The sequence below is a fragment of the Actinomadura terrae genome (assembly GCF_022751215.1).
In the GTDB taxonomy this organism is placed as follows: domain Bacteria; phylum Actinomycetota; class Actinomycetes; order Streptosporangiales; family Streptosporangiaceae; genus Spirillospora; species Spirillospora terrae.
The window spans coordinates 1494100-1508697 of sequence record NZ_JAICDG010000001.1; the positions used below are offsets into that span (position 1 = coordinate 1494100).

Genomic DNA, 14598 nt, shown 5'->3' on the forward strand with positions numbered 1-14598 from the left:
GATTGGTGAGCATCGAGTCCGCGAACCGGGGAAGACCAGCCATGCGATCATGGGGGGACTGCGACGCTCTGACGGCAACATCTCGCAAGGCTGGGACGTTAACGCGTAGGGTGATAAGAACCCCAGCAGTGGTCATTGAGCCCAGTTTGCGACTGAGGCGACAGCACGAAGGGACCGGCGCCGCGCGATGAGCGTGATGAAGCGAATGTCGATGATCTTCAAGTCCAAGGCGAACAAGGCCCTGGACCGCATGGAGGATCCTCGCGAGACGCTCGACTACTCCTACCAGCGCCAGCTTGAGATGCTGCAGAAGGTCCGTCGGGGTGTCGCCGACGTCGCCACCTCGCGCAAGCGTCTCGAGCTGCAGATCAACCAGCTGGAAGGCCAGCAGAACAAGCTGACCGACCAGGGCAAGAAGGCCCTCCAGGTGGGCCGCGAGGACCTCGCCCGCGAGGCCCTCACCCGCCGCGCCGGGCTCGACAGCCAGCTCGGCGACCTGCGCGCCCAGTACCAGCAGTTGCAGGGCGAGGAGGAGAAGCTCACGCTCGCCTCCCAGCGGCTCCAGGCCAAGGTCGACTCCTTCCGCACCCGCAAGGAGACGATCAAGGCGACCTACACGGCCGCCGAGGCGCAGACGAAGATCAACGAGGCGTTCTCCGGCATCTCCGAGGAGATGGGCGACGTGGGTCTGGCGATCCAGCGCGCCGAGGAGAAGACCGAGACGATGAAGGCCCGCGCGGGCGCCATCGACGAACTCCTCGCCTCCGGCGCCCTGGAGGACTTCTCCGGTCCCAAGGACGACATCCAGGCCGAGCTCGACCGGATGGGCTCCGGGCCCGGCGTCGACCTCGAACTGGAACGTCTCAAGGCCGAGCTCGGCCAGGGTCCCGCGCCCAAGGAGCTGAACCAGGGCTCCTCGGCCGCGCAGGCGCAGCAGCAGCCGCAGGACACCCCGCAGCAGGCCCCGTGGCCGCAGAAGCCCGGGGGTGCCCAGTGATCGTCCGCCTGATGGGCGAGGGCCAGCTGGACGTGGCGGCCGACGACCTCTCGGCGCTCAACACCCTCGACGCCGAGCTGGAGAAGGCGATCGAGGCCGACGACGAGACGGCGTTCCGCGCCGCGCTGCACGCCCTGCTGGGATGCGTCCGCAAGGTGGGCAGGCCGCTGCCGGCCGACAGCCTCGCGCCCTCGGAGCTGATCCTGCCCCCGGCGGACGCGCACATCGACGAGGTGCGGTCGATGCTGGGTGACGAGGGGCTCATTCCGGACTGACCTGGCACGAAACCCGGCTCTCGGACGTTGCTACAGGTGAATCGGGAGAACTGGGGGAGAACAGAAATGGCCCGGACGCGGTACGCCTCCGACCGGGGGCTCACGTCGCGCATGCTCGTGACCATGTTCCTGCTGGGGCTGGTCTACGTCGTCTTCGTCTCGGCGTTCTTCGTGATCTCGCCGAGCATCGGCGTGATCGCGCTGGGCGTCGCCCTGGTCTTCCTCCTCGCCCAGTACTTCTTCTCCGGCAAGCTGACGATGTTCGCCATGCACGGGCGGGAGGTCTCCCCGGAGGAGGCGCCCGAACTGCACGGCGTCATCGACCGGATCTGCGCGATGTCGGACGCGCCGAAGCCGCGCGTCGCGATCACCGACACCGACGTCCCGAACGCGTTCGCCACCGGCCGCAACCAGAAGAAGGCCGTCGTGTGCGTCACGACCGGCCTGATGCGCCGCCTCGACCCCGTCGAGCTGGAGGGCGTCCTCGCGCACGAGATGGCGCACATCGCCCACAAGGACGTCGCGGTCATGACGATCGCCTCGTTCCTCGGCATCTGCGCGGGCCTCATCACCCGGTTCGGGCTGGAGTGGGGCCTGTGGGGCGGCTTCAACCGCCGCGACGGCGACCAGAACACCGGCCTGATCCTGCTCGCCGTGATCGCGGTCAGCGCGGTCGCGTACGCGGTCAGCTTCCTGCTCACCCGGGCGCTGTCGCGCTACCGCGAGCTGTCGGCCGACCGGGCCGCCGCGCTGCTCACCGGCCGACCGTCCGCGCTCGCGAGCGCGCTGACGAAGGTCACCGGCGAGATCGCCCGCATCCCGACCAACGACCTGCGCTCCGCGCAGGCGTTCAACGCGTTCTTCTTCACCCCGGCGTTCGGCAAGGGCTTCAGCGTCTCCTCGCTGTTCTCCACCCACCCGACGCTCGACCGCCGCCTCGCGCAGCTGTCGTCGATCTCCGACCAGCTCAGCAGGGGAGCCTGATGGGATTCCTGGACACGCTGCTCGGCCGGTCCAAGCCGGTCAAGCCCGACCTCGACCGGCTGTTCGGGCTGTCCACCGCCGCGATCACGCTGGAGGCCGCCGCCGGGTTCAAGCCGACCGGGCTCGGCTCGGTGTGCTTCCGCGCGGCCGAGGGCGGCGCGTTCGCGCGGCTCCAGCAGGACGTCCAGGAACTGCTCGACGCCGACGAGGGCCCCAAGGTCGAGATCAGCACCGACTCCTACGGGTACACGTGGCTGCTCGCCGAGCATCCGCCGGAGGAACTCCCCGCCCTGGTCACCGACCTGCACGCGGTCAACGCGACGCTGGAGGGCGGCGGCTTCGGCCCGCACCTGCTGTGCTCGCTCGCCGGGTTCACCGGCCCCGAGGGGCAGCGGCTCGCGCTCGTCTACCTCTACAAGCGCGGCACGTTCTACCCGTTCGCGCCGCTGCCCGGCGACAAGCGCGACAACGCGCTCGAACTCCAGGTCCGCGGCGCGGTCGGCGCCGACCTCCCCTTCGAGGACGACCTCGGCCGGTGGTTCCCCGTCTGGGGCGCCCCCGGCCTCTGAGGCCGGCACGGCCCCCGCTACGGCAGGGCGAGCATCTGGTCGAGGGCGGCGCGGGCGTAGTGCGCGGTCTCCTCGTCCACGGTGATGACGTTCTCGACCTCGCCGCGCGCCAGCGTCTCCAGCGACATGACCAGGTGCGGCAGGTCGATCCGGTTCATCGTCGAGCAGTAGCAGACGGTCTTGTCGAGGAACATCACGTTCTTGTCGGGGTGGGCGTTCGCCAGCCGCCGGACGAGGTTCAGCTCCGTCCCCACCGCCCACGACGAGCCGGGCTCGGCCGCCTCGATCGCCTTGATGATGTACTCGGTCGAGCCGATCTGGTCGGCGGCCGTGACGACCTCGTGCCGGCACTCGGGGTGGACGAGCACGTTCACGCCGGGGACGCGGGCGCGCACGTCGTCCACCGACTCCTTGCTGAACCGGCCGTGCACCGAGCAGTGGCCGCGCCACAGGATCATCTTCGCGTCCCGCAGCTGCTCCTGCGTAAGACCGCCCTCGCGGCGGTGCGGGCTGTAGACGACGCAGTCTTCCAGCGAGAAGCCCATCTCCAGGACGGCGGTGTTGCGGCCGAGGTGCTGGTCGGGCAGGAACAGCACCTTCTTGCCCTTGGAGTAGGCCCACTCCAGGGCCCGCTTCGCATTGGACGAGGTGCACACGACGCCGCCGTGCCGTCCGACGAACCCCTTGATGTCGGCCGAGGAGTTCATGTAGGTCACCGGGACCACGTCGTCGGCGATCCCGGCGTCCTCCAGGACGTCCCAGCACTCCTCGACCTGGTCGAACGTGGCCATGTCGGCCATCGAGCAGCCCGCGCCGAGGTCGGGGAGGATCACGCGCTGGTGGGCGGCGGTCAGGATGTCGGCCGACTCCGCCATGAAGTGCACGCCGCAGAACACCACGTACGGCGCCTCGGGACGCGCCGCCGCCTGCTGGGCGAGCTTGAACGAGTCGCCGGTGACGTCCGCGAACTGGATGACCTCGTCGCGCTGGTAGTGGTGGCCGAGGACGAAGACCCGGTCGCCGAGCGCCGCCTTCGCGGCGGCGGCCCGCTCGACCAGCCGGGGGTCGGACGCGGGCGGCAGCTCGCCGGGACAGTCCACGCCGCGCTCGCTGCCCGGGTCGGCACCCTCGCCGAGCAGCAGCAGCGGAAGATCGCGCACTGGGGTGGTCACGGGAGACTCCCTCCTGCGACGGACTTATCGTCGCTCTGACGACTAATGATTGCATATCCGGGCAAGTCCGGCGGTGTGACGTAGACCGCACCCCTCCCCGGTGTTAAACCCCGCCGATAAGCGGAATGGGCCTGCGGCGAGGTACGTTGTCCTACGGGAAGAGGTCGAACGACGTCCTCGGAGACAAGCGACGGTTCGCCGCATGAGCGGCGCAGCGAGAACCCGGGAGCTGAACACATGACGGTTTCAGGCGAGACCACGCAGGAGACCACGCAGCAGGGCGTCATCCTCACCGACGCCGCCGCCGTGAAGGCCCGCGGCCTTCTGGAGCAGGAGGGCCGCGACGATCTCGCCCTGCGTGTCGCGGTGCAGCCGGGCGGCTGCTCCGGCCTGATCTACCAGCTCTTCTTCGACGAGCGGGAGATGGACGGCGACCAGATCCAGGACTTCGGCGGCCTGTCGGTCCGCGTCGACCGGATGAGCGCCCCCTACCTCACCGGCGCCACCATCGACTTCGTGGACTCGATCGAGAAGCAGGGCTTCACGATCGACAACCCGAACGCGTCCGGCTCCTGCGCCTGCGGCGACAGCTTCAACTAGTCCGCGTCGACGAGCCCCAAGGGCGGTCCGGTGTGATTCCGGGCCGCCCTTTGGCGTCCGGCAGGCCGGTATAGGCATCCTCGACGGGTGTGCGAGCGCCGCTTCGTATGCTCCGATGGAAGTAGTCTTTCCGGGTTGAAACAGCCGGTGACAAGCCGGACGACCACGACGAGGAGAGCGACGCCGTGCGCATCGCCGTGACAGGCTCCATTGCGACCGACCATCTCATGACCTTCCCCGGACGGTTCACCGACCAGCTCCTCCCGGACCAGCTCGACCAGGTGTCGCTGTCGTTCCTGGTGGACGAGCTGGACATCCGCCGGGGCGGCATCGCCGCCAACATCTGCTTCGGGATGGGGAGCCTCGGCAAGGAGTCGATCCTCGTCGGCTCCGTCGGCGCCGACTTCGCCGACTACCGGTCCTGGCTCGAACGGCACGGCGTGGACACCGCGTCCGTACACGTGTCCGAGATCCACCACACCGCCCGGTTCCTGTGCACCACCGACCAGGACCAGAACCAGATCGCCACCTTCTACGCCGGGGCGATGAGCGAGGCCCGCTCCATCGAGCTGCGCCCCGTCGCCGAGCGCGTCGGCGGCCTCGACCTCGTCGTGGTCAGCCCCAACGACCCCGAGGCGATGCTCCGCCACACCGACGAGTGCCGCACCCGCGAGATCCCGTTCGCGGCCGACCCGTCCCAGCAGCTCGCCCGGATGGACGGCGCCGACGTCCGCCGCCTCATCGACGGCGCCGCCTACCTGTTCACCAACGAGTACGAGAAGGCCCTCAGCGAGGAGAAGACCGGCTGGACGAGCGAGGAGATCCTCTCCCGCGTCGGCGTCCGCGTCACCACGCTCGGCGCCAAGGGCGTCGTCATCGACCGCCAGGGCGAGGAGGGCGTGCACGTCCCGCCAGTCCACGTCGACTCCGTCGTCGACCCGACCGGCGTCGGCGACGCCTTCCGCGCGGGCTTCCTGTCGGCCACCGCCTGGAACCTCCCCCTGGAGCGCGCCGCCCAGGTCGGCAACGCCATCGCCGCGCACGCGCTGGAGGCCGCGGGCCCGCAGGAGTACACCCTCTCCCGCCAGTCCTTCCTCGACCGCTTCGCCGCCACCTACGGCCGGCCGGCCGCCGACGAGGTCGCCCCCCACCTCACCACCGCGTAGGACGAACGACACGAATGGCCGCGCCCCGACGCCGGGGACGCGGCCATTCGCAACTCAGGTACGTGGACCCCTCAATCCAGGCACGCAAGAGACCGCGAGGGGCGCCGCGCACTCTGGACTGAGGAGCGCAGGGAGCGCCAGCGACCGGAGCGACGAGGGAAGAGGGCGCGAAAAAGCGCCCCGAGCCGCCGAGCGTAGGCGAGGCAATTAGTACGTTCTTTTGATGTGGAAGCCCCAGCCGCCTTGGGGGAGGGTCTCTTCGCGGACGAAGTCCTGGGACTTCATGCGGCACCAGGCGGGAATGTCGGTGCAGGCGGCGGCGTCGTCGGCGAGGACGGCGACGATCTCGCCGACGGGGACCTCGCGGATCCGCTCGGCGAGCATGATGATCGGGATCGGGCACTTGCGGCCGAGCGCGTCGATGACCAGCACCGGGGGCGGGCCCGCGGGCTCGGCGGGGGACGGCGCGGGGGTGGCGCTCGCGGGCGCGGTGCTCTTGGCGCGGCCTCGGAACCTCATGGGCGCGACCGCCTCCCTGTCTCTGGGGTGTTCATCGCCGACCGGCGCAGCCGGGAGACGGCGCCGGGGAGGACGGCGAGGAACCGGTCGACGTCCGCCGCACCGGTGCCACGCGGCAGCGATACCCGTACGTTTCCATGGGTGATCACTCCCATCGCCTCCAGGACATGACTTGGTCGCAGCGTATCCGCCGTGCACGAGCTTCCAGAGGAAACCGCGAAACCCATCCTGTCCAATTCGGTGAGAAGTGCCTCACCCTCGACATACAGGCAGGAAAAGGTGACGAGGTGGGGGAGCCGCCGGACGGGGTCGCCGACCACCTGGACGTCCGGGATCTCCCTCGGGACGCGATCGCGGATCAGGTCGACGAGCGCGGAGAGGCGCGGCGCGTCGTCCGCCATGTCGGCCTGGAACGCCTCCAGGGCGGCGGCCGCCGCGACGACGGCGGGGACGTTCTCGAACCCGGGGACGCGGCGTCCCTCGCGCTCGTCGGCGGGGAGCGGGGAGCGCCAGCGGGTGCCCTTGCGGATGACGAGCACGCCGACTCCGGCGGGTCCGCCCCATTTGTGGGCACTTCCGGCGAGGAACGACCAGCCGCCCGGTACGTCCGCGCGTCCGAGGGACTGCGCGGCGTCGACGAACAGCGGCACGCCCGCCGCGCGGCACGCCTCGGCGACCTCCGCGACGGGCTGGAGTGTCCCGACCTCGTGGTTGGCCGACTGGAGGCACGCCAGTGCGGTGTCGGGCCTGAGCGCGGCGCCGAACGCGGCCGGGTCGACCCGGCCGGTCCGGTCGACGCCGACGATCGTGACCTCGTCGCCGCCCCGCTCGTGCAGTTCCGCGGCGTGCAGCACACTGGAGTGCTCGACGGCGCCGACCACCAGGTGGCGCCCGGCCCGCCGGCGCGCCTGGAGCCCCCCGAGGACCGCCAGGTGCACCGCCTGGGTGCCCGAGGACGTGAACGACACCTCGTCCGGACGGGCACGCAGGACACCGGCGACACGCGCGCGCGCCCGGTCCATCAGCACGCGGGTGCTCCGGGCCGTCCCGTAGAGCCTGGCGGGATCGGCCCAGCCCGCGTCCAGCGCCTCCAGCAGCGCCGCCCGCGCCGCGGGATGCGGCGGTTCGGTGGAAGCGGCGTCGAGATAGGCGCCCGGCGCGCTGGAGTCGGCCACGCCAGAACACTAACCGGGCACCCGATCGGGGGTTCGCGCGACCCTCGCGCTAGGGTGTCCACCACATGTGTAACTCCTGATCTCATCCGCCCGGACGACCGGGCATTCATCCGTGGGGAAGGCATTCCGTGAGTCCGACCCGCTCTAGGGAGCGGCGTACGCCTGTGCGCGGTCGCCGCGCATTGAGAAGCGCCGGCGCGCTGGGCCTGCTGGCGCTGACCGCCACCGCCTGTAGCGGCGAGGCGTCCCGCCTAGGCATGCCCGAGCCGATCGGGCCCCAGGCCGAGCGCATGCTGAAGCTCTGGCAGGGGTCCTGGATCGCCGCGTTCGCCGTCGGTGCCGTCGTGTGGGGCCTGATCATCTGGGCGGTGCTGTTCCACCGCAAGCGCTCCGACGACCTGCCGCCGCAGGTGCGCTACAACATGCCGATCGAGATCCTTTACACGGCGGTCCCGTTCGTCATCATCGCGGTCCTGTTCTTCTTCACCGTCCGGGACGAGAACTACGTCGAGAAGACCACGGACAATCCCGCGGTCACCATCGACGTCACCGGCTTCCAGTGGAGCTGGCAGTTCGACTACAAGGAGAAGACCGGCGGCCAGGAGAAGACCGTCGCCTCCGTCGTCGGGCAGCCGGTCGCGCCGAACGCCAGCGGCGGCGCCAAGCCGGTAATGACGGTCCCGTCCGGCAAGACGGTCCGGATCAGGTTGCACTCCAACGACGTCATCCACTCGTTCTGGGTCCCGGCGCTCCTGTACAAGAAGGACGTCATGCCGGGCTACACCAACGAGTTCGAGTTCACCGCGAACAAGCTCGGCACCTATGAGGGCCGCTGCGCGGAGCTGTGCGGCGTCGACCACAGCAGGATGCTGTTCCAGCTCCGGGTCGTGACGCCCGAGCAGTACGCCGCGTTCATCGCCGAGTCCAAGGCCAAGGCCGTGGGGGGTGCCAAGTGACCACGATCAGTCACGCACCGAGTACGCCGGTCGCCGCGTCGCGGACGAGCAAGGGGCGCATCCTCGCCTCGTGGATGTCGTCCACCGACCACAAGGTGATCGGCTACCTGTACCTGATCACGTCGTTCGTGATGTTCCTCATCGGCGGCGTGCTCGCGCTGATGATGCGGGCCGAGCTGTTCAAGCCCGAGCTCCAGATCTTCAGCAACGAGCAGTTCAACCAGCTGTTCACCATGCACGGCACGATCATGCTGCTGATGTTCGCGACGCCGCTGTTCGCGGGGTTCGCCAACGTCATCATGCCGCTCCAGATCGGCGCGCCCGACGTGGCGTTCCCGCGGATGAACATGCTGGCGTACTGGCTGTTCCTGTTCGGCAGCATCATCGTCATCGCGGGCTTCCTGACGCCGGGCGGCGCGGCCAGCTTCGGCTGGTTCGCCTACGCCCCGCTGTCGGACGCGGTGCGCTCGCCGGGCGTCGGCGGCGACATGTGGGTCATGGGCCTCGCGATGTCGGGCTTCGGCACCATCATGGGCGCGGTCAACTTCATCACCACGATCCTGTGCATGCGCGCCCCCGGCATGACGATGTTCCGGATGCCGATCTTCACCTGGAACATCCTGCTGACCTCCATCCTCGTCCTGCTGGCGTTCCCGGTGCTCGCCGCGGCGCTGCTGGCGCTGGAGGCCGACCGCAAGCTCGGCGCGCACGTGTTCGACTCCGCGCACGGCGGCGCGCTGCTGTGGCAGCACCTGTTCTGGTTCTTCGGGCATCCGGAGGTCTACATCATCGCGTTGCCCTTCTTCGGCATCGTGACCGAGATCCTCCCGGTGTTCAGCCGCAAGCCCGTGTTCGGCTACATCGGCCTGGTGTTCGCGACGATCAGCATCGCGGGCCTGTCGGTCACCGTGTGGGCGCACCACATGTTCGTGACCGGCCAGGTGCTGCTGCCGTTCTTCTCGTTCATGACGTTCCTCATCGCCGTGCCCACGGGGGTGAAGTTCTTCAACTGGGTGGGGACGATCTGGCGAGGGCAGCTGACGTTCGAGTCGCCGATGCTGTGGTCGCTGGGCTTCCTCGTGACGTTCCTGTTCGGCGGCCTGACCGGCGTCATCCTCGCGTCCCCGCCGATGGACTTCCAGCTGTCGGACTCCTACTTCGTCGTGGCGCACTTCCACTACGTGGTGTTCGGCACGGTGGTGTTCGCGATGTTCGCGGGCTTCTACTTCTGGTGGCCGAAGTGGACCGGCAAGATGCTGAACGACACGCTCGGCAAAGTCCACTTCTGGATGCTGTTCATCGGCTTCCACGGCACGTTCCTCATCCAGCACTGGCTGGGCGCCGAGGGCATGCCGCGCCGCTACGCCGACTACGCGAGCGAGTTCGAGGGCCTCAACCAGGTCTCGACGGTCTTCTCGTTCATCCTCGGCCTGTCGATGCTGCCGTTCTTCTACAACGTCTACATCACCGCCAAGAAGGGCAAGCCGGTGAACGTGGACGACCCGTGGGGCTACGGCTCGTCGCTGGAGTGGGCGACCTCGTGCCCGCCGCCGCGGCACAACTTCAACTCGATCCCGAAGATCCGCTCGGAGCGCCCGGCGTTCGACCTGCACCACCCGCACGTGGGTGCCAAGGGCGAGCTGTCCGGGGCGAAGGGGGAGTAGCCGATGCGCGTCCAGGCGTTCATGTTCTACGGGTGCGCGGTCTTCTTCCTCGCCACCGACATCGTGTACTGGCTGTGGTCGGGTGACTGGACGGGCACCACGGCGCTCGCCCTCGCCATCGGCCTCGCCGGGCTCATCGGGTTCTACATCCACTTCACCGTCCGGCGCCTCGAACGGGCCAACAACGGCCCGTTGTACGAGGACGACCCGGAGGGCGACATCGCCGACGCCGCGGGCGAGCTGGGCTTCTTCAGCCCGCACAGCTGGTGGCCGCTGTTCCTGGGGCTGTCGGCCGCGTGCGTGGCCCTCGGCGTGGTGTTCGGCTGGTGGATGGTGATCCTCGGCGGGGCCGCGGTCATCATGACGACGATCGGTCTGGTCTTCGAGTACTACCGGGGTCATTTCGCCCACTGAGCGGTAAAAGAAGCCCAAGAGGGGCCGGTACCCACATTTTTGTGGGTACCGGCCTTTTCATCTGGGCGTCGTTCCGGCTTCGGGGGCTGGGCAGACGATTCTCGCCCAGCGGGGACGACCGGGGGGTTACCGTGCGCGTGGGTGGCTCAGGACCGAGGGACCGAGGAAGGCGTACCGCCGCGCTGCTCACCTGCGCCGCCGTCGCGGCGGGCAGTGCGGCGGGGTGCTCGGGAGGCGGGGCCCAGGATGAGGAGCTCGGTGTCGCGGTGGCGCCGGGCGGCGGCGCCGTGCTGCGTCCGGACGGGCAGATCGCCGTCCGCTCGCAGGGCGGCACGATCGAGAACGTGACGGTGGCGGGCGGCGGATCGGCGGTGGAGGGCGTACTCAGCGCGGACCGGAGCCAGTGGCGGTCGCGCTGGACGCTGGACCCGGGCCGTTCGTACACGGTGCACGCGACGGCCGTCGGGAAGGACGGCCGCAGCCGGACGGTCAGCAGCCGCTTCGCGACCGCCCAGGTGAAGGCGACGAGCGCGATGGGCCTGGACGCGCCGTCCGACAGGGAGACGGTCGGGATCGGCATGCCGATCGTCCTGAAGTTCGACAAGAAGGTGACCGACCGGGCGGCGGTGGAGCGGGCGCTGGAGGTGCGCTCCGACCGGCCCGTCGAGGGCGCCTGGCACTGGTTCGAAGGCGACGAGGGGCCCGAGGCGGTGTTCCGTCCGAGGCAGTACTGGCCCGCGCACACGAGGGTGAGCTTCCGCGCCCACCTGTCCGGCGTCCGCACCGGCAGGGACGTCTACGGTGTGAAGAACTACGGCGTCGACTTCAGGGTCGGGGACGAGCACGTCTCCACGGTCGGCGAGGACAACCACAAGATGGTGGTGAAGTTCAACGGCCGGAAGGTGAGGACGATCCCGACCAGCATGGGACGGGGCGGAGCCCGCAAGTACACCACCACCAACGGCGTCCACCTGGCGATGGCCAAGAAGGACCCCACGGTCATGACGTCGGAGTGGGAGGGCTGCGGGCCCGGCTGCGCCGGCTACTACAGCCTGACCGTCTACAAGGCCGTGCAGATCTCCGGCAGCGGCGAGTACGTCCACAGCGCGCCCTGGTCGGTGGGCAGTCAGGGGCACGACAACGTGAGCCACGGGTGCATCAACATCAGCCCGTCCAACGCCGCGTGGTTCTACCGCCACGCCTACCGGGGCGACCCGGTGACGGTGACGGGGACGAGCCGGGAGCTGGAGCCCGACAACGGCTGGGGCTACTGGCAGCTCGACTGGAGCAAGTGGGTGAAGGGCAGCGCGCTCGGGCGCTCGGTCACGACCGCGCCGCGCGCGGACACGGCCACCCTGTCGGCCCAGCCCGGCGACGCCCCGCCCGCGAACCCCGGCGCCGAACCCGGCGCGAAGGGCAACTGACCGGCCGGTCGGTCCTCAGCCGCCGTGCATGCGTTCCCAGTTGCGGGCCATGGCGATTCTGTCGGGGGAGGACGGGTGGGTCAGCCACAGGAGGTATTCGAGGGCGTTGGGGCTCAGGTCGGAGATGTTGCGGACGGCCAGTTCGTGCTGCATCGAGACGAACGTCGACGGGTCGCGGGTGAGGTCGAGGGCGTGCGCGTCCGCGCGGGCCTCGATGCGGCGGCTCACGAGGTTCTGGACGGGCGTGCCGACCTGCGTCCCGACCGCGACGAGGGCGAGGACGAGGGCCAGCGAGCGCGGGTTCACGGCCGTCCGGGCCTCGGCGTCCTCTGGCGGGTCCCCGTCCGGGTCCTCTGCCGGGGGCACTCCGGCGCGGCGCAGCAGGCGCGGTGAGGTCAGCAGGAGGTACAGCAGGCAGATGGCCCCGGCGACGGCCATCGCGCCCACGAGCGTCCCCCACAGGACGTCGTTGCGCTTGGCGTGGCCCAGTTCGTGGCCGACGATCGACTCGATCCGGGGGCGCGGCGAGCGCAGCAGCGTGTCGTACAGGACGATGCGGCGGGTGGAGCCGAACCCCGACACGTAGGCGTTCAGGGACGTCGTCCGGCGGGAGGCGTCGGCGACGAGGACGTCCTCGACCGGGACGCCGTCGCGGTCGGCCATGGCGAGCAGGTCGGTCCGCAACCGGCCCTGCGGCAGCGAGTGGAACTTGTTGAAGACCGGTTCGACGGCGATGGGGTAGAGGAACGACACGGCGACGACGAGGACGAACCCGCCCGCCGCCGCGCCCGTCCACCAGTAGCGGGGGAAGCGGCGCATCACCGCGTAGAGCAGCAGCAGCGCGACCGTGTAGATCACCCAGCCGACCGCGAGCGACTTGAGCTGGTCGAACAGCCACTGCGGCCAGGACTGCGTGGACAGCCCGTACCGGCGCAGGACGGACTCGCCCCACACGTCGAACGGCAGCCCCGCGACCCGTAGCAGCGTCGTCAGCGCGACGGCGGCGACCATGACGCGCAGCGGCCACCAGCGGACGCGCGCCGTCGTCCACCCGATGAGGCGCGACCCGGCCGGGGTGAGGCCGAGCGCGAGGACGAGCACGAGGCCGACGAGGAGGCCCGCGTAGGCGGGCGGGTTGAGGGCGGAGTCGAACGCGCGGGAGCGGGCGATCTCGGCGGCGGAGAAGTCCGCGGACGGGTCGGCCTCCACGCGGCCGCCCGGCACGTGCCCGGGGAGCGGGTTCCACGGCGTGGTCAACGCCAGGACGGCGCCGACTGCGGCGAACAGCGCGGCGGCGGCGACCGCGGCCGCGGTCCGGGGACGTCGGCTCAACGGAGCTCCTTCTTGAGGTAGTCGCGCCACAGGGCGGTGAAGCGGTCCCGGGTGAGGCCGAGCGCGTCCCGCAGCGCGGTCGCCTCGGGGACGCGGCCCGCGGCCCGGTACAGCCGCACGAGCGTCGCCTCACCGTACCGGTCCGCGATCATCCGGCAGGCGAGCCAGGCCTCCTGGTAGGACTGCGAGAGCCGGGGGGAGGCGCCGGTGAAGGCGGCGGCGTCCGGCAGCGCGGCCGGGACGCGCCCGGCGGCCACCTCGCGGCCCAGCTCACCGGCCGCCGAGCGGACCGTGACCCGCGCCCCTGAGTATCCGACGTAGTCGGCGAACCCCTCGATCAGCCACAGCGGCGTCGTGCGGTCGCGGGCGCCGCCGGTCGCGACGTGGGTGAGCTCGTGGGCGAGGACGACGTCCCGGCCGAGGTCGTTGAGCCGTCCGAAGGTGCCGGGGGAGATGATGACGCGGTCCTCGCCCGGGCCCTCCCCGGCCGGTGGGGCGACGGTGGCGAGCGCCGCGATCGCGCCCAGGTCCTGGCCCTGCCCGGCGAGGGCGCCGGCCAGCCGCGTGTCGGCGGGGACGAGCGCGACGGCCCGCTGCGCCCAGCCCCGGCCGACGACGCGGGTGACGACGGGCACGGCCGCGTCCAGGCTCCGCGCGACCCGGTCCAGCCCGGACGCGTCGCCGACGACCAGGCACGCCCGGCCGTGCACCACGGTCAGCGGCCCGCCGTCCCAGATCTCGGCGTCGTCGGTGAGGCCGTGGGAGGCGCCGTCGCCGACGATCGTCCAGCCGCCGGTGCGGGGGGCGAGGGCCAGGTAGCGGGTGCGGGCGACCTCGCGCCGGTCGAAGCCCCTCAGTTTGTAGCGCACCTGCGTGCGGACGACCGTGACCCCGGACTCGGCGTCGGTGTGCTGGGTGTCGACGACGCGTTCGCGCCAGCCGTCCAGCGGGAGGCGGCGGAGGTTGTCGTAGAGGCCCGCCTGCGCCTTCTGGAACGCGGCGGGCGCGGAGCCGACCGTGGCCAGGAACGCGGCCCGGTCGCCGCGGGAGACCGCGCGCGCACGGTTGGCGAGGATGTCCCCGGCCGCGTCCGGGTGGAAGGAGCCCGCCGCCCTGGTGGCCTTCGTTGAGGTGGCGCCGGCGTCGCCGGAGCGCGTCCGGACGAGACCGGCGGTGCCGGCGAGGAGCAGCGCGGCGCCGCCCGCGCCCAGGCCGAGGAGCCTGCGCCGGGGCAGGGAGCCGTCCTGCGGGACGCTCCGCGCGGCGTCTGGTGCCGCGTCGTGTTCCTCCGGGCCGGGGCCGTCGGTCATGCGCGTGATCCTATGCAGGAGGCCATGCGCGCCGGGGAGGG

15 protein-coding genes are annotated in these 14598 nt (G+C 70.7%); 10 read left to right on the forward strand and 5 right to left on the reverse strand.

From position 1 onward, the window contains the following. Positions 1 to 187 precede the first annotated feature (187 nt). The 4 genes from K2F47_RS06635 to pspAB all read left to right on the forward strand — a co-directional run bounded on the left by K2F47_RS06635 (position 188) and on the right by pspAB (position 2825). Positions 188 to 997 carry a PspA/IM30 family protein gene (locus tag K2F47_RS06635; protein ID WP_242901864.1) on the forward strand — a complete coding sequence of 270 codons (810 nt, stop codon included), beginning with the start codon at positions 188 to 190 and terminating at the stop codon, positions 995 to 997. Then, positions 994 to 1272, forward strand: a complete 279-nt coding sequence (pspAA, locus tag K2F47_RS06640) for a PspA-associated protein PspAA (protein ID WP_242901865.1) — start codon at positions 994 to 996, stop codon at positions 1270 to 1272. Before K2F47_RS06635 ends, pspAA begins: the two co-directional genes overlap by 4 nt. A 66-nt stretch (positions 1273 to 1338) precedes the next feature. Next, positions 1339 to 2256: a zinc metalloprotease HtpX gene (gene htpX, locus K2F47_RS06645; RefSeq protein ID WP_242901866.1), complete on the forward strand. Its 918-nt coding sequence runs from the start codon at positions 1339 to 1341 to the stop codon at positions 2254 to 2256. Continuing rightward, positions 2256 to 2825: a PspA-associated protein PspAB gene (gene pspAB / locus K2F47_RS06650; RefSeq protein WP_242901867.1), complete on the forward strand. Its 570-nt coding sequence runs from the start codon at positions 2256 to 2258 to the stop codon at positions 2823 to 2825. Before htpX ends, pspAB begins: the two co-directional genes overlap by 1 nt. A gap of 17 nt (positions 2826 to 2842) precedes the next feature. Here pspAB and nadA read toward each other — a convergent pair whose 3' ends face one another. Continuing rightward, positions 2843 to 3997: a quinolinate synthase NadA gene (gene nadA, locus K2F47_RS06655; RefSeq protein WP_242901868.1), complete on the reverse strand. Its 1155-nt coding sequence runs from the start codon at positions 3995 to 3997 to the stop codon at positions 2843 to 2845. A gap of 237 nt (positions 3998 to 4234) precedes the next feature. Between nadA and K2F47_RS06660 the strand changes: the two genes are divergently transcribed. Next, positions 4235 to 4597 (forward strand): HesB/IscA family protein, encoded by a 363-nt coding sequence (locus K2F47_RS06660; protein WP_242901869.1) that lies wholly within the window; start codon positions 4235 to 4237, stop codon positions 4595 to 4597. Between the two features lie 185 nt (positions 4598 to 4782). Then, complete coding sequence (locus K2F47_RS06665; protein ID WP_242901870.1) at positions 4783 to 5763, forward strand: carbohydrate kinase family protein; 981 nt, start codon at positions 4783 to 4785, stop codon at positions 5761 to 5763. Positions 5764 to 5970: 207 nt separating this feature from the next. Here K2F47_RS06665 and K2F47_RS06670 read toward each other — a convergent pair whose 3' ends face one another. Together K2F47_RS06670 and K2F47_RS06675 are read right to left on the reverse strand one after the other, a co-directional pair. Then, positions 5971 to 6282, reverse strand: coding sequence for a sulfurtransferase TusA family protein (locus K2F47_RS06670; RefSeq protein WP_242901871.1), 312 nt, complete (start codon positions 6280 to 6282; stop codon positions 5971 to 5973). Further along, positions 6279 to 7457, reverse strand: a complete 1179-nt coding sequence (locus tag K2F47_RS06675; RefSeq protein WP_242901872.1) for a cysteine desulfurase family protein — start codon at positions 7455 to 7457, stop codon at positions 6279 to 6281. The genes K2F47_RS06670 and K2F47_RS06675 overlap by 4 nt, the downstream gene beginning before the upstream one ends. A gap of 182 nt (positions 7458 to 7639) precedes the next feature. On the opposite strand from K2F47_RS06675, the gene ctaC reads away from it, so the two are divergent. From ctaC to K2F47_RS06695, 4 genes are all read left to right on the forward strand, one after another. After that, on the forward strand, positions 7640 to 8413 hold the full coding sequence (gene ctaC, locus K2F47_RS06680) for an aa3-type cytochrome oxidase subunit II (RefSeq protein WP_242901873.1): 774 nt from the start codon (positions 7640 to 7642) through the stop codon (positions 8411 to 8413). Then, on the forward strand, positions 8410 to 10077 hold the full coding sequence (gene ctaD / locus K2F47_RS06685; RefSeq protein WP_443611968.1) for an aa3-type cytochrome oxidase subunit I: 1668 nt from the start codon (positions 8410 to 8412) through the stop codon (positions 10075 to 10077). Before ctaC ends, ctaD begins: the two co-directional genes overlap by 4 nt. Before the next feature lie 3 nt (positions 10078 to 10080). Continuing rightward, positions 10081 to 10491 carry a cytochrome c oxidase subunit 4 gene (locus K2F47_RS06690; RefSeq protein WP_242901874.1) on the forward strand — a complete coding sequence of 137 codons (411 nt, stop codon included), beginning with the start codon at positions 10081 to 10083 and terminating at the stop codon, positions 10489 to 10491. A 137-nt stretch (positions 10492 to 10628) separates the two neighbouring features. Further along, positions 10629 to 11915 (forward strand): L,D-transpeptidase, encoded by a 1287-nt coding sequence (locus tag K2F47_RS06695; protein WP_242901875.1) that lies wholly within the window; start codon positions 10629 to 10631, stop codon positions 11913 to 11915. 15 nt (positions 11916 to 11930) lie between these two features. On the opposite strand, the gene K2F47_RS06700 is transcribed toward K2F47_RS06695, so the two are convergent. Both K2F47_RS06700 and K2F47_RS06705 read right to left on the reverse strand, forming a co-directional pair. Next, on the reverse strand, positions 11931 to 13247 hold the full coding sequence (locus K2F47_RS06700) for a M48 family metallopeptidase (RefSeq protein WP_242901876.1): 1317 nt from the start codon (positions 13245 to 13247) through the stop codon (positions 11931 to 11933). Continuing rightward, positions 13244 to 14557 (reverse strand): basic secretory family protein, encoded by a 1314-nt coding sequence (locus tag K2F47_RS06705; RefSeq protein WP_242901877.1) that lies wholly within the window; start codon positions 14555 to 14557, stop codon positions 13244 to 13246. The genes K2F47_RS06700 and K2F47_RS06705 overlap by 4 nt, the downstream gene beginning before the upstream one ends. Between the last annotated feature and the right edge of the window lie 41 nt (positions 14558 to 14598).

Excerpts from the sequence above, each read along its gene's own strand:
- K2F47_RS06660 (WP_242901869.1), top strand. The coding sequence starts at position 4,235 with ATGACGGTTTCAGGCGAGACCACGCAGGAGACCACGCAGCAGGGCGTC.
- K2F47_RS06705 (WP_242901877.1), bottom strand. The coding sequence starts at position 14,557 with ATGACCGACGGCCCCGGCCCGGAGGAACACGACGCGGCACCAGACGCC.
- K2F47_RS06690 (WP_242901874.1), top strand. The coding sequence starts at position 10,081 with ATGCGCGTCCAGGCGTTCATGTTCTACGGGTGCGCGGTCTTCTTCCTC.
- K2F47_RS06635 (WP_242901864.1), top strand. The coding sequence starts at position 188 with ATGAGCGTGATGAAGCGAATGTCGATGATCTTCAAGTCCAAGGCGAAC.
- pspAB (WP_242901867.1), top strand. The coding sequence starts at position 2,256 with ATGGGATTCCTGGACACGCTGCTCGGCCGGTCCAAGCCGGTCAAGCCC.
- htpX (WP_242901866.1), top strand. The coding sequence starts at position 1,339 with ATGGCCCGGACGCGGTACGCCTCCGACCGGGGGCTCACGTCGCGCATG.
- K2F47_RS06670 (WP_242901871.1), bottom strand. The coding sequence starts at position 6,282 with ATGAGGTTCCGAGGCCGCGCCAAGAGCACCGCGCCCGCGAGCGCCACC.